The organism is Mojavia sp. (assembly GCF_059505145.1).
In genome coordinates this window covers 1-21,981 of sequence record NZ_JCACKA010000036.1, presented here as the reverse complement: position 1 = coordinate 21,981, position 21,981 = coordinate 1, and the positions used below count along the sequence as shown (strand labels likewise).

The following is a 21,981-nucleotide window of genomic DNA, read 5'->3' as shown; positions in this document are numbered from 1 at the left end:
AGATAATATTATCGCAAAAAATAGTCGCAGAAGTAGAACCGGAAATAATCTGTACTTCTTGGCCACTACTTCAACATAATTAGGTATATTTTGAGTTGCAAAGCTCTTCGGTAACTAAACTAGTACCGCTGCGCGGAATTGGTAATTAGCTTTTCGCAAGGTTTTCAGACATTTACAATAGGTGGTTTATTTACGCCGTGCTGTACTAGTGAAGTGAATTATTTTTTTGTTGGATCTGTTGGATAAAAAACTCTTCTAGAGAGGTACGGGACAAGTTCATAGTAATAATTTGCCCTCCCATTAGGCGAAGACTTGATAAAAAATCATAGTAATCATCTTGTAATGTACCTTGCCAAGAACCATCAGAGTTAAAAACTAAACTGGGTAACCATTGTTTGAGAATTTCGCCGTCACCACCTTGACCTTTAACATGATATGTGCCAGAGCTTCCTAAGAGTTCGTTGAGGGAACCAGTACAAATTAATTCACCTTGAGCAAGGATAGCAACGCGATCGCAAACTTGCTCAACTTCACTGAGAATATGACTATTGAAAAAAATTGTTTTACCTGCTGCTTTTAGCTTTAGGATAATTTCCCGCATTTGGTAGCGTCCCACAGGATCTAAACCAGACATTGGTTCATCTAGAAATACCAATTCTGGATCGTTAATTAGCGCCTGTGCCATACCGACACGTTGTAGCATACCTTTAGAGTATCGCCGCATCTGCTTTTTACGGGTATCGAACGAGGATAAACCAACTAATTCCAGAAGTTGGGGAATGCGTTGGCGTTGTACCCTGTGGGGAATTTGGAATAGTCCAGCGGCTAGCTGCAAAAATTCCCAACCGGTGAGATATTCATATAAATACGGATTTTCTGGTAGGTAGCCGATGCATTGTTTGACACTGCGATCGCCTAATGGTTTACCTAATAATAATCCTCGCCCAGAACTAGGGCGAATGATTCCCAGCAATAGTTTTAAAAGCGTGGTTTTACCAGCACCATTCGGGCCTAGCAACCCAAAAGTTTCCCCTTGGTAAACGGTTAAAGAACAGCTTTTAAGAGACAGAACTTTTTGATTCAGCCAAAAGCCAGTTCGATAAACTTTCCGCAACTCAGAAGTTAGGACTACTGGCGGAGTGTCTCTAGTATTCAGTAGAGCATCGGGCGCGTCTGCAACAGACTTCATCTTGGTTTAATTATCAATTAGCAATTACTAACTACCAAAGTCACACTTAGCTGTAACTCGGTATTAAATACAGGTTACCCAGTTGATAGCAATAACAAACACAACTAAGTGTGGCAATTATCGGCAACTGGGTAGCTAATTGATACACACAATGACTTTACAAAACTCCCTTAGAACTAGGAATCATGCCAGCACGACGGGGGTCTATCTCCACCGCTATCCGCATTGCTCTGGCAAACGCCTTAAATGTTGCTTCAATGATGTGATGGGAATTTATACCATCTAACTGACGAATGTGCAATGTCATTTGGCTGTGGTTCACTAATGCTACAAAAAATTCGCGTACCAGTTGGGTATCATAGTTTCCTACCCGCTGTGTAGGGATCTCTAAACCGTAACTGAGGTGGGGGCGACCAGAAAAGTCCAGTGCTACCTGAACTAATGCCTCATCCAGCGGCGCGAGGAAATTCCCAAAGCGATTAATACCCTTCCTATCACCTAGAGCTTTACTAAAAGCCTGCCCTAAAGTAATACCCACATCTTCGTTGGTGTGGTGGTCATCAATTTCCCAGTCTCCCTGTGCTTGGACATCCAAGTCAATCAGCCCGTGGGAAGCAATTTGATGCAGCATATGATCCAAAAATGGAATGCCTGTTGCAGCCTTACAAATCCCTGTACCATCGAGGTTGATAGTGACTTGTATATCGGTTTCGCCGGTAGTGCGATGGACAGTGGCAATCCGCAGGTTTGGAATTGACTGGTTGTGGTGTGAATTAATTTGGTAATCGCTGATTTGCATAGTTAATGGATACTAGGGGCTAGGGACTAGAGACTAGGGACTGGGGACTAGGAAAGAGTGCAGGGATAACTCACAGTCATTTCCTCTTTTCTGCCTCTTCTTCCCAATACCCAATCCCCAATCCCCAATTTCCTTACATTCCCATGATTTCATATCCTGCATCCACATATAGGACTTGTCCTGTAATACCACTGGACAGGTCACTACATAAAAAAGCCGCAGTATTGCCTACTTCTAATTGAGTTACTGTGCGTCGCAGGGGCGCAACTTGCTCGACATGATGAATCATATCTAAAATTCCTCCTACCGCGCTTGATGCCAAAGTACGGATTGGCCCGGCGGAGATGGCATTGACTCGGATATTTTGTGGCCCCATTTCAGCAGCTAAGTAACGTACACTTGCTTCCAATCCTGCCTTAGCAACACCCATGACGTTATAGTTAGGAATTGCCCTGACGCTGCCTAAATAGCTGAGGGTGAGGATACTTCCTCCTTCTGTCATCAAAGGTTTAGCTGCACCACTCAATTGCACCAGTGAGTATGTGCTAATTTGTAGCGCCGTGTTAAAGCCAGCGCGTGATGTTTGGCTAAAATCACCACTTAAATCATCTTTATTGGCAAAGGCCAGACAGTGGACGAGGATATCTAGTTTTTCCCACTTATTGCGGATTGTTTCAAAAGTAGATTGAATTTGTTCGTCGTTTTGGACATCACAGGGAAGAAATAAGCTGGGGTTAAGGGGTTCTACCAATTCAGCAACTTTTTTCTCCATCTTGCCTCGTTCATCTGGCAAGTAGGTAATACCTAAGTTAGCTCCGGCTTTGTGTAGTTGTTGAGCGATCCCCCAGGCGATCGAGCGGTTATTTGCAATACCTGTGACAAGGGCATTTTTTCCAGTCAGATTTAGCATAGCAATTGTTAATGTGAACAATCATTAGGAGCATACTAGAATCTGAGGCTAGTTTGTCTTTGTTTTTTACAGGATTTGTAAAAATGATTATTGGTAAGACAGTTTAATACAATAAAATTACTGATTAATCCTTTATATATTCTCAATTTATCTTGATTTTGTCTTTAAAAAACCTTTTTAATACAGCTAATTTAAGCCATATTCAAGGATTAATCACTAAAAATATCAAAAATTATGTATCATTATAAACAAATAACTATAAAGCATTAATTTTGAGTATAGGAAAGTACAGAAAGGTTGACGGTGCTTTATTGATTTTTCAGGTGTATTCTTAGGTAATCAGTTTTTGTTTTTCCGGCATTGGGTAGGGGAAGGGAGATGATCGTGACACAAGATAAAGCCCTAGCAAATGTTTTCCGTCAAATGGCAACCGGAGCTTTTCCGCCGGTTGTGGAAACGTTTGAACGAAATAAAACGATCTTTTTTCCTGGCGATCCTGCTGAACGAGTTTATTTTCTTTTGAAAGGTGCTGTTAAACTTTCCAGGGTGTACGAGGCAGGAGAAGAAATAACAGTAGCACTGCTGCGGGAAAATAGCGTTTTTGGTGTGTTGTCGCTGCTAACGGGAAACAAGTCGGATCGGTTTTACCATGCCGTTGCATTTACGCCTGTAGAATTACTGTCAGCTCCAATTGAACAGGTGGAGCAAGCACTCAAGGAAAATCCAGAATTATCAATGTTGATGCTGCGAGGTTTGTCTTCGCGAATTTTACAAACAGAGATGATGATTGAAACTCTCGCTCACCGAGATATGGGTTCCAGGTTAGTGAGTTTTTTGTTAATTCTCTGCCGTGATTTTGGGGTTCCTTGCGCTGATGGGATCACAATTGATTTGAAGCTATCTCATCAGGCGATCGCTGAAGCAATCGGTTCTACTCGCGTTACCGTCACCAGGTTACTTGGAGATTTGCGAGAAAAAAAGATGATTTCCATCCACAAAAAGAAGATTACTGTGCATAAACCTGTTACTTTAAGTAGGCAATTCACTTAAAAGCAATTGGGGGAAGCAGAGGTGACACGTATTGTGTTTTTAGAAATGGCACTAACATGGAGGTAAATCTAAAAAATTGAGTAAATTCGGCTATTGCCAATCCCTCGTCCCCCACAAAAAATGGTTGAAAGTAGTAGGCTGTATCTGGAAGCATTTCGGTAGCTGAAGATGACCACCGGGTACATCCTCATCGCAGCAATTTTAATTTTGGGAGGCATGCTTGCCACCGTGGGTGATCGTATCGGCACACGGGTTGGCAAGGCGCGCCTCTCACTCTTTAAGCTACGCCCTAAAAATACGGCTGTACTAGTAACGATTTTTACTGGAACTTTAATTTCGGCATCAACTTTAGCAATTTTATTTGCTGCTGACGAAGGGTTACGCAAGGGAGTCTTTGAGTTAGAAGATATTCAAACAGACCTCAGGAACAAGCGTGAACAGCTAAAAACCACGGAAGCTCAGAAAAGCCAAGTAGAGGGTGAACTTAACCAAGCAAGAAAGGAGCAAGTAAAAGCTCAACGAGACTTGCAGGCAATTAATCAGTCTTTACAAGCAGCTAATGCCAAACAACAGGCAACGCAAGCCCAACTCAACCGTACTATTTCTCAACAAGCCCAAACGCAAGCTCAACTCCAGCGCACTCAAAGCGAATTAGACCAAGTTGTAGCTCAATATCAAAAAGCAATAGCTGAACTTCAAAGCGTTTACGATCAAAGAAAGGCATTGCAGGCAGCAGTTGAACAACTCAAAACAGAAAGGCAACGACTGTACGCTGAAGCCAAAAAAGCCATTGATGAAGCCAAAACAGCTATTGAAAAACGCGATCGCGAATTAGCCAACAGGCAAGAAGCTATTGAACAACGGGATCAAAAGATTGCCAGTCTCGATCAACTAATTCAAAAGCGCAATGCCGAAGTTGCAGCAAGGGAGCAAGTAATTGCCAAACGGGAATCTCGCCTTAGAGAATTGGAAAGGCAGCAGAACTATCTAGAACAAGAAGTGGCGAGACTGGAAAAATATTATCAGTCGTACCGGGATCTGCGTTTAGGTAAGCTTGCCTTGGTTCGCGGTCAAGTTTTGGCTGCTGCTGTTGTTCAGGTTAACCAAGCTGCTGCGGCTCGTCAGGCAGTTATGCAACTGCTACAAGAAGCCAACCGGAATGCTAACCTCGAATTAACTGAACCTGGGGAAAATAGCGTAAATAATCTAGAGTTGCTGCATATTACCCAAGATAGAATTGAGCAATTAGTCAAGCAGATTGATGATGGACGAGAATACGTGATGCGAATTTTCTCTGCTGGTAATTACGTCAGGGGAGAAAAGCAGATAGAATTTTTTGCAGATACAGCGCGAAATCAACTAGTCTTTTCAGGGGGACAGGTATTAGCTACAACTACTGCCGATCCCAAAACCATGACATCTTACCAACTACGGCAACGACTGGATCTGCTGATTTCTGCTTCCCAATTTCGCGCTCGTAATGCTGGAATTATTGAAAATGTGCAAATAGATGGTACTTTTCTTCGCTTTGTTTCCCAACTGAGGCAATCCGATCAACTTATAGAAATCAAAGCGATCGCGGCAGAAGATACTTATACAGCGGGGCCACTAAAAGTCAAATTAATAGCAATAATCAACGGGCAAGTTGTTTTTAGCACCTGAAAAACAACCAACATATATTAGCAGGGTTTAATGAGCTTCTGATTATCTAATATCATTTCATAGCAACTTTAAATACGTAGTTTTGTTTGAAATTAAGTTAACAGCTTTTTGATAAAAACTTTGGATTCAAAATAAATATAACTTGGAGATGATAAATTGCCAGAAAGCTGAATAAGAAATTCGTTGTTACATTTTGAATTGTGAATTGTGAATTACTTATGACTCTCCGTGAATTCTCACCGACACAACCAGTCATTTTAGGCTTTGATCCCGGTCGTGATAAGTGTGGTTTAGCGGTATTAGGACTGGATCGGCAACTGCATTATCATCAAGTTGTATCTGCAAGCGAGGCGATCGCTACGATTGAAAAGCTACGTCAGAAGTTTCCTATTTCCTTGATGGTAATGGGCGATCAAACTACCGCCAAGCAGTGGAAAAAGCAACTACGGCAAGAATTAGCAGAGCCGCTGAATATTGTTTTAGTGGATGAGCGCTACACTAGCTTAGAAGCACGCGATCGCTATTGGCAGATGCATCCTCCTAAAGGACTAACAAAATTATTACCACAGGGCATGCGGCAACCACCACGACCAATAGATGACATTGTTGCCATTCTTTTAATTGAAAGATATTTAAGTCGCCTAGCTGGTATAAGTTCTGAATCTTGATTGCTGAATTTGATGTCAGCAATAATTTGCTAACTATCTCTATTTGTTAGCTTCTACTGACAAATGGCAAATAATTAATCATTAAAGTTCAGCTCGAATAGTAAAGGCATAGTCTCCTCCTGGCTCTAATTGATAATCTTGTTTTTCCAAGAAGCGACCTAGGGGTTCTTTAATTAAGGCGCGACCTTGGGAAGGCTTCACAGACAGTTCTCCCCGGCTAAAATGCCATTGGAACTGCCACTCATATTCACCCGCACTCACTTCGCCCTCAAGAAGGCCGTGTTGCCAAGATTGGCGGGTAATCCTGACACGGGCGATGGTTTCTGGCAGACGTTTAGCACTCACAATGCTGTATAACAAGTTTGGAATAAAAGCTAACCGCGTAGGCTAATTCATTTATTACCAAACATAGCTTAAATCTAGAAACTGACAAAGTGAGTATTTGTAGGTTAAGCCAAACGGCTGAAGTCGCAGCGACACAGACTAAGTATGGTCAACCACAAAAAGGGTATGGAATTTAATCAATCGTAGGTTGGGTAGAACGAAGTAAACCCTTGATATTTCCAAACCTTTTTACGGTGAAGTGTACTCAGTTAGCTTCCACAGACTAGGGGAATTTAGACTAGAACAACAAGAGTGTTTTTCCCTATTGATTCTGAATTTCGCAATTTTGTTATGAGTCTTTGTTCGGTTGTTAGCCACTTGTAGAAGCAGCGATAGTTGAGTAGCAGTATTGTTACCAAGCTCTTTAAGTAGGTTAAAAGTTATGACACAATTAAACATCCAACCCCAAGAATATGAGTCATAAAACAATCTTGAAAAAGCTGGAAGCTGACCTTTATTCGTGAAATAAACAATTAATTTATATTAAGTCTAAGCTCAACGACTGAAGTCGCTACAACGTAGAAAAAATCGAATACCCTATCTTTTTTAGAGTGACGTTGACTACGGAGTAGACGAGGCAGTGCGACTACTCCCAGCTTGAAATATTTGTTGAGCAGTTAAATTCAACTCTGGAAAAGTTGGTGATTGAATACGATCTGTACCCCTAAATTGAGTAACTTGGTATTCATCCTCAACTAAAAAATAAATAGAGATACTAGGTTGTTTGGGATTGCCGATAAACTTACGAGCGCCAAGCGCAAGATAATCTACAATCCAATATTCAGGTATACCTATTTCTTCATATTTACCAACTTTGGTGTGATAGTCATCCCGCCAATTATTACTGACAACTTCAACCACTAGAGGAATTGATGTACCGTAAATTACCGTCGATTCTTTTTTCCAAAATGGCTCATTAATAAGATTAGCTTGGTTGATTATTAGCACATCTGGCGAGTAAGCTGATTCATTTTCGGGAGGCTTGACTAGTGCGGTTTTAGGTATGATATAGGGAAGACCTGATTGATAGCATTGCACACTCAGTGCTATAGATAAAAATCCTGTAACCTCTTCATGACCTCCCAACGGTTGTGGCATTTTAACAATTACTCCATCATGCAGCTCATAGCGTTCACCGTCAGGTTTCCAGTGGGCGAATTCTTCAAATGTTAGTAGTTTGCGTAAGGGTTGAATCATTTTTTAACCTTAGACTTTCTACTGGTATAAATAGGTTGGTGTAAATATTTATTGTTAAGTCCAAGCAGAAAGCAGAAATAGAGAGGGTTTTAGTAGCCCTTACGTTTGATGGCATAATTCTGTTTATTTGCCCGTTTCTGCTTCCGACTACTATTTGATTTTTAAAATGCACTTAATTATGGCTATACCCACCAAAACTCGGATATGGTGGACACTCCATTTGATGATTCATGATAAAATTAAACCTCATGAATTTTTCAGATGGCGATGCGGTTAGAGATGATGTATGCAGATAGCTAATTACATTCGTCATCAAACCACCCACCATCAACAAAAATCCCTAATTTCTGATTGGAAAATTATCTAATTTATCAAGCCTGCAAAAGCAGGCTTTGTTCTTTTAGTCGCAACTTTAGTCTTTCGGCTGTTCTAATAATTTTGCCAACTGATTAAAGAAGCATACGAATTTGTGATATCGAATGGGCAAATTATTACCAAGTTCTAATAATCTTGCCAACTGATTAAAGAAGCATACAGCGATGCCTTTTTCTTAGGCATCGCGGATTTTAGATAACATCTAAAATCCTAAATCGATTTACCGATTTACTGCTGCTGCTTCTCGCGCCGCAGCTGCTTGATCAGGATGGATACCTAAGCGTGTGAGATTAATCCGGCCTTTATTGTCAATCTCACGGACTTTGATAATCACTTCATCGCCAACTGCTACTTCATCCTCAACTTTGCCAACCCGGTAGTCAGCTAGTTGAGAAATATGGATCATGCCTTCTTTGCCAGGCAGAAACTCTACAAACGCGCCTATGGGTATAATTCGAGTCACGCGACCGACATAGACATCCCCTTCATGGAGCTTGCGGGTCATACCTTGGATGATATTACGGGCTTTTTTCGCCTTGCTCTCATCTACAGCGGAAATCGTTACGGTGCCATCATCTTCGATGTCAACTTTTGCACCTGTTTCCTCGGTGATGCCCTTAATTGTCTTGCCTCCAGGCCCAATGACCAGACCGATCATGTCTGGATCAATCTTAATAGTCAACAGACGTGGGGCGTATGGTGAGGTTTCTGTGCGCGGTTGCTCGATGGTTTGGAGCATTTTGTCCAAAATGTGCAAACGAGCTGATTTGGCTTGGTGGATGGCTTGGGCAATGATATCTAAGGACAAACCAGAGATTTTCATGTCCATTTGCAAGGCAGTAATCCCGGTATCTGTACCGGCTACTTTAAAGTCCATGTCGCCCAGAAAGTCTTCAATTCCCTGAATGTCAGTTAGGACGCGCACTTCTTCGCCTTCTTTAATCAGACCCATGGCTGCACCACTAACAGGCTTGAGAATTGGCACACCAGCATCCATTAAGGCAAGGGTGGAACCGCATACTGAACCCATTGAAGTGGAACCGTTGGAAGAAAGTACTTCCGATACAACGCGAATTACGTAAGGAAATTGTTCTTTAGGTGGTAGCACAGGTAACAGTGCTCGTTCTGCTAGTGCCCCGTGACCGATTTCACGTCTACCTGGGGCGCGCATCGGCTTAGTTTCGCCAACTGAGAAGGGCGGGAAGTTGTAATGATGTAAGTAGCGTTTAGATTGGTCTGTTTGCAGGTCATCGTTGAGGTTTTGGGCATCTCCAGGAGTACCAAGGGTACAGGCAGATAATACCTGGGTTAGTCCCCGGTTAAATAAGCCGCTGCCATGAACTCTTTGAGGTAAGACACTAACTAGGCAAGAAACGGGGCGCACTTCATCTAGTTTGCGACCATCAACGCGAACGTTGTCTTCGATAATTTGACGGCGCATGAAGTGTTTGGTAATGTCTTTAAAAGTATTACCAAGTGCCTTGCTATTTGCGGTTGCAGCAACACGGATAGGGTCTTCTTCAGGAAGTTCAGCGATCGCAGCGGCAATGTTTTCTTTAACAACATCCAAAGCGGCATCGCGTTCTGGCTTCGCTAATTCAAATTGCGCCAGGATTCTTTTAATCTCATCGCTAGCGCGATCGCGGATAAAGTTTTCTAAAGTAGAATCTACCTCTGGGGGCACTTCTTTCACAATTTCTAGACCTAGTTCTGCGACTAAATCTTGTTGTGCCTTGATTAAGTCCCTTACTGCTTCATAGCCAAAATCAATCGCTTCGATAATATCTCGTTCTGGCAACTGATTGGCTCCCGCCTCTACCATGATTACGCCTTCTGGTGAACCTGCTACTACCAGATCCAAATCTCCAGCTTCAATTTCTGCGTAGGTAGGATTAATCACAAAATCATCACCTACTAAGCCTACCCGTACTGCTGCCATTGGGCCGTTAAACGGAATCTGGGCAATCAGGGTAGCAATAGAAGCACCAGTAACCGCCAGTACATCGGGTGGTACTTGCTCATCCATCGACAGTGTTAGGGCAATAACTTGTAAGTCATCCCGCAACCATGAAGGGAACAGCGGACGCAGGGGACGGTCTATCAAACGGCTGGTGAGAATTGTTTTTTCTGGTGGACGACCTTCACGCCGCATGATTCCTCCAGGAATCCTACCCGCGGCATACAATCTTTCTTCGTAATCTACTGTGAGGGGAAGAAAATCAATGCCTTCTCTGGCTTGCGATCGCGTAGCCGTCACCAAAACAGCTGTATCCCCTGATTGTATCAAAACCGACCCACCAGCCTGGGGAGCCAGTAGGCCAACCTTCAGTCGAATATCCCGTCCGTCGAAGGATATTGACTTATCAACTTCTGTCATTCAGTTTTTTTTCCTTCTCTTTCGCTATTCTCTCTCTGTGGCAATCCTAACATTTATGCACTATGGCTGGCTTGGGCTACATACAAAGATAAACAACTTTGTCAACGCAAAGCACGATACATTGTTAGGGCGTCTATCATCTGCCCATCTGCTAGCTTGACTGCTTGCGGAATGCGCCCAATCGTCTCAAATCCTAATTTTTGCCACAGTGTAATTGAAGGTATATTAGTTTCAAAGACCAAATTAAACATTACCGCCTCGTAGCCAAGGCTAGCTGCTATTAAAAGCATAGCTTCTCCCATAAATTTGCCTATGCCCTGACCTCGCAGCTGTGGTTGTACAATAAAACCAGCGTTACAAATATGGCTACACCGACCGGGAAAGTTTGGTTTCAAGTAAAATGCCCCTAACACTTCTTTGGATCTTTGTGTAGTGCCTGGTTCAATTTTCCTAACAACAAAGGCATCATGACTCAACCAGTAAGCCGCAAATTCTGCTTGAGATAGAGGTTGCTCGTGAGGATAAGTTCTACCTTCAATAATTACTAGATTTAGTAATGCTCTAACTAACTCCTGCTCTTGAGGATGTATATAATCTAGTTCTACTACAATGTCATTTTTTATAACTTCATGAAGAGGCAATTTCATGATTAATATTTTTTTAGAACACTTCATTAGTCAAGATATTTATTATATAAGAAATTTGGCTATATCAAATGTTGACAATTAGCAAATGGCATCAAAAGTGAATTTATAGCTTTACTGATTAATACTTCATCTTGGCAAATATATAAATAGTTGAAAAATGGCAATTTTACACGGTATTTGGTTACAAAAAAATCAAGATAGTTGTTTATTCATTTGGGGAGAAACTTGGCGTTCGTCAAGAGATAACTTTGATTCTAGTGCTTCTGGAGATATACAATTACATCCATTGGCAATGACATCAATAGAATTGAGTGAGTGGTTGCGATCGCGGAACATTAAAATTGCCAATTTAATCGAGCAACCCCAAGTGGCTTTAGGTGCTAGGCGAACCTCGAAAGGAGAAACTAAGCCAACACGCTCAAATACAAGTGTTAGAGAAGTAATACCAACACACTCCCAAATAATTGCTCTACCTACTGATATCTCAAATAGCGAGCAACAAGGCACAACAGCGATTTTTCCAATACATTCTGCCGCTGTAGAGACGCAATTAAAATCTTCACTACCAACAGACTCATCACCATATCTTCACCCTTGGCGAGTCGAGGGTTTTTATCTCAATCCTGCCACAGCAATAAAATTTCTTTCTTCTCTTCCTCTAAGTACAATTAGCGACGAGGATAGTTTTTTAGGAGGAGACTTGCGTTTCTGGTCGCAGGTCGCCCGTTGGAGTTTAGATTTAATCTCAAGGTGTAAGTTTTTACCAACAATTCAACAATCTGCTGATTCGATAGTTGCTAATTGGCAAGTACTTTTAGATAGTGCTGTCGATGGTACAAGGTTGGAAAAGTTTTCCCAGTTAATGCCATTGGCTTGTCGCACTTATCAGCAAGAATCAGGAACTCAGGAATTTTCCCAATCTCCACTATATATAGAGTTACCCTTACCACCTGAAGAATTACTTTTGAAATTTCTCAACAGTACCATAGATGCTCAAGTACGAGAAATGATTGGTTCCCAACTGCCAATTGAAACCAGAGTCATGGCATCTCTACCATCTGCGGTGCGGCAGTGGTTGCAAGCTTTAAGTAACGTATCTAACACAGTCAACGCTGATCCAATTGAAGTAGAACGGCTACAGGCGGTACTAAAGTCTTGGACTATGCCGTTGCAGTACCAGTTGACTCATAAAGCTTTATTTCGTACCTGCTTGCAATTACGTTCTCCAGATGATGGAAAAACAGATTGGACATTGGCATATTACCTGCAAGCGGCAGATGACCCAGAGTTTTTGGTTGATGCAGCAACTATTTGGCAGCACCCAGTTGAACAATTAGCTTATCAAAATCGCACCATCGAACAACCCCAAGAAACTTTTTTACGAGGTTTGGGGTTAGCTTCCCGACTGTATCCGCCACTAGCAGCTAGCTTAGAAACAGAAAATCCCGAATCTTGCAGTCTTAACCCCATGCAAGCATACGAATTTATCAAGTCTGTTGCTTGGAGGTTTGAAGATAGTGGTTTAGGAGTGATTTTGCCTCCGAGTTTGGCGAACCGTGAGGGATGGGCAAATCGTTTGGGTTTAAAAATTACTGCCGAAACGCCAAACAAAAAACAAGGGCGCTTGGGATTGCAGAGTTTGCTGAATTTTCAGTGGAAATTGGCAATTGGCGGACAGACTATTTCTAAAGCTGAGTTTGATCGGCTGGTAGCGCTGAATAGCCCACTGGTAGAAATCAATAACGAGTGGGTGGAGTTACGTCCTCAAGATATTAAGACAGCTCAAACCTTTTTTGCCTCTCGTAAAGACCAAATGGCGCTTTCCTTAGAAGATGCTTTGCGCTTGAGTACTGGGGATACCCAGGCAATTGAGAAATTACCTGTGGTGAGTTTTGAGGCATCTGGGGCATTACAAGAGTTAATTGGGGCGCTAACAAACAATCAGGCGATCGCGCCTTTGCCAACACCAAAAAATTTTCAAGGACAGTTGCGACCTTATCAACAGCGAGGTGCGGCTTGGCTTGCTTTCCTAGAACGTTGGGGCTTGGGTGCTTGTCTGGCCGACGATATGGGACTGGGAAAAACCGTGCAGTTCATCGCTTTTCTTCTACACCTTAAAGAACAGGATGCATTGGAAAAACCAACTCTGCTAGTTTGCCCAACTTCTGTTTTAGGGAACTGGGAACGGGAAGTTAAGAAATTTGCTCCTACAATCAAAGTTTTACAGTATCACGGTGATAAACGCCCCAAAGGTAAGGCGTTTACAGAAGCAGTGAAAAAGCATGATTTAGTCGTGACTAGTTACTCATTAATTCACCGAGATGTCAAATCATTGCAAAGTGTTTCTTGGCAAGCAATAGTTTTAGATGAAGCCCAGAATGTCAAAAATTCTGAAGCCAAGCAGTCACAGGCAGCCCGACAATTAGAAGCAACATTTCGTATAGCTTTGACTGGAACACCAGTAGAAAATAGATTGCAAGAACTATGGTCTATTTTAGATTTTCTCAATCCTGGGTATTTGGGTAATCGGCAATTTTTTCAACGACGTTTTGCCATGCCGATTGAAAAGTATGGTGATGCAGCTTCTTTAAACCAATTGCGCTCATTAGTCCAACCCTTTATTTTGCGGCGACTGAAAACAGATCGTGATATTATTCAAGACTTGCCAGATAAGCAAGAAATGACAGTATTTTGTGGTCTTACTCCCGAACAAGCTACACTTTATCAAAAAGTGGTGGAACAGTCTTTAGCTGAGATTGATAATGCAACTGGACTACAACGACGAGGCATGATTTTAGCTTTACTAATCAAGCTTAAACAAGTCTGCAATCACCCAGCCCAATATTTAAAAGAAACGACGTTAGACAAATATCATTCAGCTAAACTTCAGCGTTTAGATGAAATGCTAGAAGAGGCTTTGGCAGAAGGCGATCGCGCTTTAATTTTCACCCAATTTGCTGAATGGGGCAAATTACTCAAACCACATTTAGAAAAACAGCTAGGGCGCGAAACTTTGTTTTTGTATGGTGGCACTAGTAAAAAACAACGTGAGGAAATGATTGACCGTTTTCAACACGATCCTCAAGGGCCACCAATTCTGATTCTTTCATTAAAAGCTGGTGGTGTAGGGTTAAATTTAACTAGAGCAAATCACGTCTTCCATTTTGATAGATGGTGGAATCCCGCAGTAGAAAATCAAGCCACAGACCGAGTATTTCGGATTGGGCAAACCCGTAATGTGCAAGTACATAAATTTGTCTGCACTGGCACATTAGAAGAAAAAATTCACGACATGATTGAAAGTAAAAAACAACTAGCTGAACAAGTCGTAGGCGCAGGTGAAGAGTGGTTAACTGAACTAGATACAGACCAACTCCGTAATTTACTATTACTTGATCGTAGTGCAGTAATTGAAGAGGATGAAGGATAAACTGTGCCATCATGTCGAACCACTTTGCTCACGGTTATGCCTTGTTAATTGGGGTTGGCAGAACAGCCGAACCAAAATAGTCATTGCCTGTCACAGTCAAAGATGTGCAAGCGCTGAAGACGGTGCTAATCGACCCAAATTTGTGTGCTTATTTGGATGATTCAGAACATATTCGCTTATTACAGAATGAGCAAACAACACGCAGCGCAATTTTGGATGGATTAACGTGATTACAGGAAAAAGCTGCTGGCGATCGCAATGCAACAATTGTAGTTTTTTACTCTGGTCATGGGTGCTTTGACTTAGCAAGCCAGTGTTATTATTTGCTGCAACATGACTTCAAATCCTCAGATATTGCTAACAGCGCCCTATCTGCCCAACAATTTACTCAAGCCTTGCGGCAGATTCAGGCAAAACGGTTGTGGGTAGTAATTGATAGTTGTCATGCAGAGGGTATGGCGACTTCTAAAGGCGAACTACCTGCTGATTTTATCGCCACGGCATTGCCCAAGGGGGTAGTGGAGGCACTAAAGCAGGGCGAAGGACGGGCGGTGTTTACCTCCTCCAGGGGTAATCAGGTTTCCTGGATACGTCCTGATGGAAGTATGAGCCTCTACACTTATCATCTCATTGAGGCATTGCAGGGAGCCGCCAATCAACCAGGGGATACCAAAGTCATGCTCTCAAACTTGATCAATCATTTGGGTAAAACTGTGCCAGAAAGCGCCAGAACCCTATGGCAAAAAGAACAAACGCCGTTTTTTGATACAGCAATGGAAGATTTCCCCATTGCCATGTTGCGGGGAGGGAAAGGACTACCAAATTCAACCCCAGACTCGCCTAAAATTATGACCGATCAAGAAGTAGTAACACCTGCACTCGCAAGAGCAAAACGAGCATTGGCAATTTTGGAAGAACAAGCCGCTTCCTATGGAATTCGGATTCCAGTGGATTTGCAAATTGAATTGGAAGAAAAACGCCGTCAGGTAATGGAATTACAGTCTCGGCATAAAAAACAGGATTAGATTAAACAAACATATCCGATAATGTTTAGACTTCTTGCAAAAGTCCAAAAAAAATAATTAACCGCCAATAAACGCAGATAAACGAGGCAGCGCATTGCGGGGTTTCCCCCCGTTGAAGCAACTGCCGTACCGATAAAATCACTTATGCAAGAGGTGTATTGTTCTTGTTCCGAGTTCCAAACACCAACTTTCGAGTTCCAAAAACAAACTGCCGAGTTTTGAACACAAACTTCCGAGTTTTGAACACAAACTTCCGAGTTCCAAACACGAACTTCCGAGTTCCGAACACAAACTTCCGAGTTCCAAACACGAACTTCCGAGTTCCGAACACCAACTTCCGAGTTCCAAACACGAACTGCCGAGTTCTGAACACCAACTTCCGAGTTCCAAACACGAACTTCCGAGTTCCAAACACCAACTTCCGAGTTCCAAACACCAACTTCCGAGTTCTGAACACGAACTGCCGAGTTTTGAACACGAACTGCCGAGTTTTGGGGATGCCGTGAAAAAATTATACAATCTTGTAAGATGGGCATCTTGCCAACCCTGGCACTCAGATAAGCTAGAGAGGTTATCCCACAAGCATTAATTGAATATTTTGTTATTTGCAAGTCCCTTAGATTTATTTTTTATATAACTCTATGGATGATCAAGAAGCGCTACAGCGAACTCTCAACCGTGCCCGTCGCGCCCTTCAGATATTAGAGGAAGAAAAAGCTAGTTATGGAATTCGAGTTCCAGTGGATTTGCAAATCGAACTGGAGGAGAAACAAAAAGAAGTTACTAGCCTAGAGGCGCGATTGAGCCAGTTACAGGGAAAGCGCACGCTAGCTGTGCCTGATAACCTGCCCCGCTATAACGATGTATTTGTGGGACGAAAAGCAGAAATTGCCCGTTGTATGGAAGCACTTTCACCAGAGGAACGGGGTTGGGGTGTGGCGATCGATGGTATTGGTGGTATGGGCAAGACAGTGTTGGCCCTGGAGGTAGCACACCTTGCTCGTAAGCAAGCACTGTTTGATGCCTACCTGTTTGCTTCTGCCAAGACTACCTGGCTCTCAACTGAGGGAGTGCGGCAAGAAACGCTCGCTCTATCTTCTCTTGATAGCTTCTGCCGAGAATTTGCCAAAGGCTTAGGGCAGACAGATATCGTCAAAATGACTGATTCCACCGAACGCCGCTGCGCCCTTTTAGATGCCCTACGGGGAAGGCGCGCCTTGCTGATTTGGGACAACCTGGAAACGCTGAATACAGAAGAACGCGAGATGATTGCTGAGTTTCTGCGGAAGCTGCCCACCCCCAATAAAGCTATTATCACCAGCCGCCGCCGTACAGGGGAAAGCGCTCTCACCATCCGCTTAGACCGTCTCTCAGAAACAGAAGCTTTAGAGTTAATGCAAGCGAAGGGACGAGCATACCCCCGCCTAGCCCAAGAACTAAATGCAACCAAGTCAGAGATATTGACCGCTTTATATGAAGCTGCTGGTGGCAATCCCCTAGCGCTTGATTGGACGCTGGGACACGTGGCACACAAAGGTTACTCTATCAGCGTTGCTCTAGAAAGGTTGCGGAATGCTGCCAACTCCGCCGACCTCTACGGCTTTCTATTTGCCGATGCTGTCCAAACTCTCACTAAAAATGACCGCACAGTGCTGTCTGCCCTAGCTGTATTCCGAACACCCGCAACAACAGCAGCACTGGCAGATGCTACAAATTTACTCCTCACGGAAATCCAAGTTGCTGTTGAGCGGTTAGTCACTTTATCTTTGGTGAATGACTTGGATGGCGAACGGTTTGGGTTGCACCCCCTTACCCGCACCTATATTCAAGCAGCTATGGACGAGACAGATACCATAGAGACACAGCCTCTAGCGGGTGGAATTCACTTTGACTCTGCTGCCCAACGCGAAGTTCTGCACTACTGGGTAGACTACGCCCAGAAGTATGGGGGTGACGACAAAGATGCTTATCAGACCCATGACAAGCTAGAAGCTGAGTGGCAGAATCTAGAGGGCGTGGCGACAACCTTGCGGGAGATGGCTGGTATCCCCGGTACACTCAAAGACCGACAGGCTGCCCAGATGCTCATTGATTTGGAAAACACTTTGTTTAACTTCCTCTTCTTTCGAGGTTACTGGGATGAGGTGGTGCGCTTGGGTGAGTGGACATATCAGGCAGGAATGGCGCTGAGTCACTGGAGCGATGCTGGCCGGGGAGCCTCTCATATTGTCTGGATTTACTACAATCGCGCAGAGACAGAGCGGGCAGCAAGTTGGGCGGCTCAGATGGCAGAGGTGATGGAACGGGGCGTTAGCCGTCGGGACAGGGCTATTGCAATTCGGTTCCAAGGAATAATTGCAGATCAACGCCAGAACTGGGCGGAGGCGGAGCGGCTATACCAGGAGGCGTTAGCAATTTACCGAGAGTTGGGGGAGGAAAAGGATGAGGCGATCGCCCTCAACGATCTGGGATTAGTTGCGCGATCGCAGGGACAATATAATCACGCCGAGTCCTACTACAAGCAAGCATTGGCGATAGAAGAAAAGCTGGGAGATAAAGAAGCACAAGCAAATTATTGCGGCAACTTGGGACTTCTTGCCCTTGACCGCAACCGCCCTACAGAAGCCCGTTCTTGGTACAGGCGTGAGTTAGGGCTGGCGCAGGAATTGAAGCAACAAAACTTAGTGGCTAGCGCTCAATCGGGGCTGGCGCAAGTTCTAGAGAAAGAGGGGCGCTACGCAGAGGCGCTACCCTTGGCACACGCTGCCCTAGAAATCCGAGAGCGCCTGCGCGCTCAGAACTTGGAGTTTTCACGCCAATTGGTCGAGCGGTTGCGGCACAAGGCGGGGATAGAATAATTCGTAATTACAGCCTTTCCCCTTTCCCCTTAGTAAGTAGTAGTGCAAAATTAATATACATTTGTCATTGCGAATGAAGCGAAGCGAAATGAAGCAATCGCAAGGGTTTGGGATTGCTTCGCTACATTTCATTTCGCTCGCAATAACATAAATAATTTTGCTGAACCACTTATTGAAACCCCTTCCAGTCTCTAATTTTGAACTTTGATATTGATTATGACTAATTACACTTTGCAAGCAAGTCGTGAATGGTGGTCACAACGGTGGCTAGATTTATTAGATTCTTATCGTTTTAAAAAGCGTTTAGAACGTGCGAGAAACTATGCTCGTCAAGGTAATGTACTGAGCATCGAATTTAAAGGTGCAAAAGTATTGGCTAGGGTACAAGGTAGCGAAGTAGAACCTTATAAAGTTTCTCTCTCCCTCGATCCATTTAGCGATGAACAATGGGGTTATGTCATTGAAACTATGTCCCAAAGAGCGATTTTTGCTGCCAAACTTTTAGCAGGAGAAATGCCACAAAATATCGAAGAAGTATTTACAACAAATGGGCTTTCTTTATTTCCCTTTACTCTGTCAGATATCCACAGCAAATGCTCTTGTCCTGATAAAGCAAACCCATGTAAGCATGTTGGAGCAATTTATTATCAGTTAGGCGATCGCTTCAGCGAAGACCCGTTTGTATTATTTCAATTGCGCGGACGTACTAAAGAGCAAATTCTCAGCGATTTACGCAAATTACGTAGTGGCAAGATAGAAGTTTCTACAACGGAAACATCTCAGGTTTCACAGCAAATTACTAATAATGAATCCGCAGTCAGGCTTGATTCATTCTGGCAGTACAATGAGCCGTTAGAGTCTTCTCTAGTAGTAATTGCGCCTACGGTTAGCGAGACAATACTCGATGTATTAGGCCCTATTCCCTTAGGCAAGGAAGAGGAAAATGCGGGAAATTTGACTTCAGGCGATGTAGTAATGAAGTATTTGCAAACTGTTTACCAAGATGTGAGGCAGAAGGCTGTTTTAGCAGCAATGAATTTAGGAGAAAGTTAAATCAGCAATTGCATACTCTTAACCCACAGTTTTGTAGTTTAGTATTGGCGATCGCAAACTTATTTTTTAACATCCAAGTAAACAGTTCAAGCCCCTTACTGTCCAAACTCCAGCCTTGCTTGCTCAACCAAATCTGCTGTCACAACTTCTTGCTTTGCTTGACGAGCTAGCTGCTCAATTCGCGCTTTCGCTTGAGTGCGGGCAAAGAAAGGGATATTTTTTAACTTTGCTTTAGCTTCAACTGTCCATTGCAAAGTGCCTGGAAAATTTGAATCAGTCATAGACAGTACTCCTTCATTCAATAACTATTTTTAATAACAACAGCTATGCCAATCTACCAATAGAAATTAACAAGCTGCATCTTTTAAATCTGTCTATTATAAATCTGATTGTGTCATATTAAAGCGCAATGGTATAGTTCAAAATCTAATACCAATTTGAAAAAGAATACGACAGATGGGTAGGGAGCCACTTTGTTCGGTCGCCAGACTTGTAGACACCCGGAGGGTGGTGAGACAGCGCTGCGGGAGGGTTTCCCTCCGCAGGCGACTGCGAACCCAAAGGGCTTCCCGCAGGGTAGGATGTGGCGTTGCACAACAATGTTGTGCCCTTACGAATAATTTATTAATATGATGTCCGGCAAATCACCCTTAATATGTCATTGCGAGTGGAACAAAGCGAAACGACGCAATCCCCAGGTTTTTGGGATTGCTTCCTTACGGTCGCAATGACGGTTATTTGAAAAGACATAATATGAATTGATATAAGGTTGGTAGAACTGAATATTATATTGATATAAGGTTGGTAGAACTGAATATTATTAAGTCATAAAAAAGCTCTTGTTTTTACACAAGAGCTATAAAGCATTTGATTGTCAGTGATGAAAGAAATCTTTCAACCTAGTCAAGTTCGTTCATGAACATTACTGGTTCATTCTCACGGTCAATACCTTTCTCAAAACCACCTGCTGCTGCTCTAGCGCGACCAGCGTGCCACAAGTGACCAATGAGGAAGAAGAAACCTAAAACGAAGTGAGAAGTTGCCAACCACGCACGAGGAGATACGTAGTTGAAGGAGTTGATTTCGGTAGCCACACCACCTACCGAGTTCAAAGAACCCAGAGGAGCGTGAGTCATATATTCAGCAGCGCGACGAGCTTGCCAAGGCTGAATATCGTTCTTGATTTTTTCTAAGTCAAGACCGTTGGGGCCACGTAGAGGCTCCAACCAAGGGCCACGGAAATCCCAGAAACGCATGGTTTCACCACCGAAGATGATTTCACCAGTTGGAGAGCGCATCAGGTATTTACCTAGACCTGTGGGGCCTTGTGCAGAACCGACGTTAGCACCTAAGCGTTGGTCACGGATCAAGAAGGTCAAAGCTTGTGCTTGAGAAGCTTCAGGACCCGTAGGGCCATAGAATTCACTGGGGTAAGCGGTGTTGTTGTACCAAACCATACAGGAAGCAATAAAGCCCATCAGGGACAGAGCGCCCAAGCTGTAGGAGAGGTAAGCTTCACCAGACCAAATGAACGCACGACGCGCCCAAGCAAAAGGTTTGGTGAAAATATGCCAGATACCGCCAGCAATACAGATGAAAGCAACCCAGATGTGGCCGCCAATGATATCTTCCATGTTATCAACGCTGACAATCCAACCTTCGCCGCCAAAAGGAGACTTGATTAGATAGCCAAAGATAACAGCTGGGTTCAGTGTCGGGTTGGTAATTACCCGAACATCACCACCACCAGGGGCCCAGGTGTCGTATACGCCACCGAAGAACATAGCCTTCAGCACCAACAGGAGCGCACCGATTCCTAAGATGATCAGGTGGAACCCGATGATGTTGGTCATCTTGTTCTTGTCTTTCCAGTCGTAACCAAAGAAGGAAGAATACTCTTCTAAAGTTTCTGGGCCACGGACGGCATGATAAATACCGCCGAAACCTAGCACAGCTGAGGAAATCAAGTGGAGTACACCAACAACAAAGTAGGGGAACGTGTCGATGACTTCGCCACCAGCACCAACACCCCAGCCCAAAGTAGCGAGGTGAGGTAGCAGGATTAAGCCCTGCTCATACATGGGCTTTTCAGGGATGAAGTGAGCGACTTCAAACAAAGTCATTGCTCCAGCCCAGAAGACAATCAAACCAGAATGGGCAACGTGAGCACCAAGTAGTTTGCCAGATAGGTTAATCAAACGAGCGTTACCAGACCACCAGGCAAAACCTGTTGATTCTATGTCTCGGCCACCGCCCATGACCGCAGGTCTATTAGAGAGCGTTACCACGAGGTAATACCTCCTCAGGGAATACAAATTGTTCGTGGGGTTGATCTTGAGGAGCCATCCAAGCACGGA

At 43.5% G+C, this 21,981-nt stretch carries 17 protein-coding genes and 1 pseudogene; 8 read left to right on the top strand and 10 right to left on the bottom strand.

The features are described 5' to 3' along the window. Nucleotides 1-205: 205 nt before the first annotated feature. The 3 genes from AC5JL8_RS06425 to fabI form a co-directional block, all read right to left on the bottom strand. The gene (locus AC5JL8_RS06425) at nucleotides 206-1,189 is read right to left on the bottom strand and encodes an ABC transporter ATP-binding protein (RefSeq protein WP_495878953.1); all 984 of its coding nucleotides are present in this window, start codon (nucleotides 1,187-1,189) and stop codon (nucleotides 206-208) included. A gap of 157 nt (nucleotides 1,190-1,346) precedes the next feature. After that, entirely contained in the window at nucleotides 1,347-1,988 is a 642-nt protein-coding gene (gene hisB / locus AC5JL8_RS06420; protein WP_495878952.1) for an imidazoleglycerol-phosphate dehydratase HisB, read from the bottom strand. Nucleotides 1,989-2,121: 133 nt separating this feature from the next. Next, complete coding sequence (gene fabI / locus AC5JL8_RS06415; protein WP_495878951.1) at nucleotides 2,122-2,898, bottom strand: enoyl-ACP reductase FabI; 777 nt, start codon at nucleotides 2,896-2,898, stop codon at nucleotides 2,122-2,124. 378 nt (nucleotides 2,899-3,276) lie between these two features. Between fabI and ntcA the strand changes: the two genes are divergently transcribed. The 3 genes from ntcA to AC5JL8_RS06400 all read left to right on the top strand — a co-directional run bounded on the left by ntcA (nucleotide 3,277) and on the right by AC5JL8_RS06400 (nucleotide 6,278). After that, nucleotides 3,277-3,948, top strand: coding sequence for a global nitrogen regulator NtcA (ntcA, locus tag AC5JL8_RS06410; RefSeq protein WP_010998529.1), 672 nt, complete (start codon nucleotides 3,277-3,279; stop codon nucleotides 3,946-3,948). A 168-nt stretch (nucleotides 3,949-4,116) separates the two neighbouring features. Continuing rightward, the gene (locus AC5JL8_RS06405) at nucleotides 4,117-5,610 is read left to right on the top strand and encodes a DUF3084 domain-containing protein (protein WP_495878950.1); all 1,494 of its coding nucleotides are present in this window, start codon (nucleotides 4,117-4,119) and stop codon (nucleotides 5,608-5,610) included. A 218-nt stretch (nucleotides 5,611-5,828) separates the two neighbouring features. Continuing rightward, complete coding sequence (locus AC5JL8_RS06400) at nucleotides 5,829-6,278, top strand: pre-16S rRNA-processing nuclease YqgF (RefSeq protein WP_495878949.1); 450 nt, start codon at nucleotides 5,829-5,831, stop codon at nucleotides 6,276-6,278. Between the two features lie 81 nt (nucleotides 6,279-6,359). Here the strand turns inward: AC5JL8_RS06400 and AC5JL8_RS06395 are convergent, their stop codons facing one another. The 4 genes from AC5JL8_RS06395 to AC5JL8_RS06380 form a co-directional block, all read right to left on the bottom strand. Next, nucleotides 6,360-6,623: a DUF3146 family protein gene (locus tag AC5JL8_RS06395; RefSeq protein WP_495878948.1), complete on the bottom strand. Its 264-nt coding sequence runs from the start codon at nucleotides 6,621-6,623 to the stop codon at nucleotides 6,360-6,362. A gap of 600 nt (nucleotides 6,624-7,223) precedes the next feature. Next, entirely contained in the window at nucleotides 7,224-7,859 is a 636-nt protein-coding gene (locus AC5JL8_RS06390; protein WP_495878947.1) for a Uma2 family endonuclease, read from the bottom strand. A 595-nt stretch (nucleotides 7,860-8,454) separates the two neighbouring features. Beyond that, nucleotides 8,455-10,611, bottom strand: a complete 2,157-nt coding sequence (locus tag AC5JL8_RS06385; RefSeq protein ID WP_495878946.1) for a polyribonucleotide nucleotidyltransferase — start codon at nucleotides 10,609-10,611, stop codon at nucleotides 8,455-8,457. 101 nt (nucleotides 10,612-10,712) lie between these two features. After that, nucleotides 10,713-11,258 carry a GNAT family N-acetyltransferase gene (locus AC5JL8_RS06380; RefSeq protein ID WP_495878945.1) on the bottom strand — a complete coding sequence of 182 codons (546 nt, stop codon included), beginning with the start codon at nucleotides 11,256-11,258 and terminating at the stop codon, nucleotides 10,713-10,715. 157 nt (nucleotides 11,259-11,415) lie between these two features. Here AC5JL8_RS06380 and AC5JL8_RS06375 point away from each other — a divergent pair, with 157 nt between their 5' ends. The 3 genes and pseudogenes from AC5JL8_RS06375 to AC5JL8_RS06365 all read left to right on the top strand — a co-directional run. After that, nucleotides 11,416-14,688, top strand: coding sequence for a sll1366 family intein-prone helicase (locus AC5JL8_RS06375; RefSeq protein ID WP_495878944.1), 3,273 nt, complete (start codon nucleotides 11,416-11,418; stop codon nucleotides 14,686-14,688). 83 nt (nucleotides 14,689-14,771) lie between these two features. Further along, nucleotides 14,772-14,918, top strand: coding sequence for a hypothetical protein (locus AC5JL8_RS06370; protein ID WP_495878943.1), 147 nt, complete (start codon nucleotides 14,772-14,774; stop codon nucleotides 14,916-14,918). Between the two features lie 18 nt (nucleotides 14,919-14,936). Further along, nucleotides 14,937-15,713: pseudogene (locus AC5JL8_RS06365) on the top strand (caspase family protein); the annotation flags it as partial. On the opposite strand, the gene AC5JL8_RS06360 reads toward AC5JL8_RS06365, so the two are convergent. Next, nucleotides 15,710-16,249 (bottom strand): hypothetical protein, encoded by a 540-nt coding sequence (locus AC5JL8_RS06360; RefSeq protein ID WP_495878942.1) that lies wholly within the window; start codon nucleotides 16,247-16,249, stop codon nucleotides 15,710-15,712. The pseudogene AC5JL8_RS06365 and the gene AC5JL8_RS06360 overlap by 4 nt on opposite strands. A 105-nt stretch (nucleotides 16,250-16,354) precedes the next feature. On the opposite strand from AC5JL8_RS06360, the gene AC5JL8_RS06355 reads away from it, so the two are divergent. Then, a complete protein-coding gene (locus AC5JL8_RS06355) occupies nucleotides 16,355-18,571 on the top strand; it encodes a tetratricopeptide repeat protein (RefSeq protein ID WP_495878941.1) in 2,217 nt (738 codons plus the stop codon). 216 nt (nucleotides 18,572-18,787) lie between these two features. Then, nucleotides 18,788-19,624, top strand: a complete 837-nt coding sequence (locus tag AC5JL8_RS06350; protein WP_495878940.1) for an SWIM zinc finger family protein — start codon at nucleotides 18,788-18,790, stop codon at nucleotides 19,622-19,624. A 95-nt stretch (nucleotides 19,625-19,719) separates the two neighbouring features. Here the strand turns inward: AC5JL8_RS06350 and AC5JL8_RS06345 are convergent, their stop codons facing one another. Both AC5JL8_RS06345 and psbC read right to left on the bottom strand, forming a co-directional pair. Continuing rightward, complete coding sequence (locus AC5JL8_RS06345; protein WP_495878939.1) at nucleotides 19,720-19,905, bottom strand: PCP reductase family protein; 186 nt, start codon at nucleotides 19,903-19,905, stop codon at nucleotides 19,720-19,722. Nucleotides 19,906-20,523: 618 nt separating this feature from the next. Beyond that, entirely contained in the window at nucleotides 20,524-21,912 is a 1,389-nt protein-coding gene (psbC, locus tag AC5JL8_RS06340) for a photosystem II reaction center protein CP43 (RefSeq protein WP_495878938.1), read from the bottom strand. Between the last annotated feature and the right edge of the window lie 69 nt (nucleotides 21,913-21,981).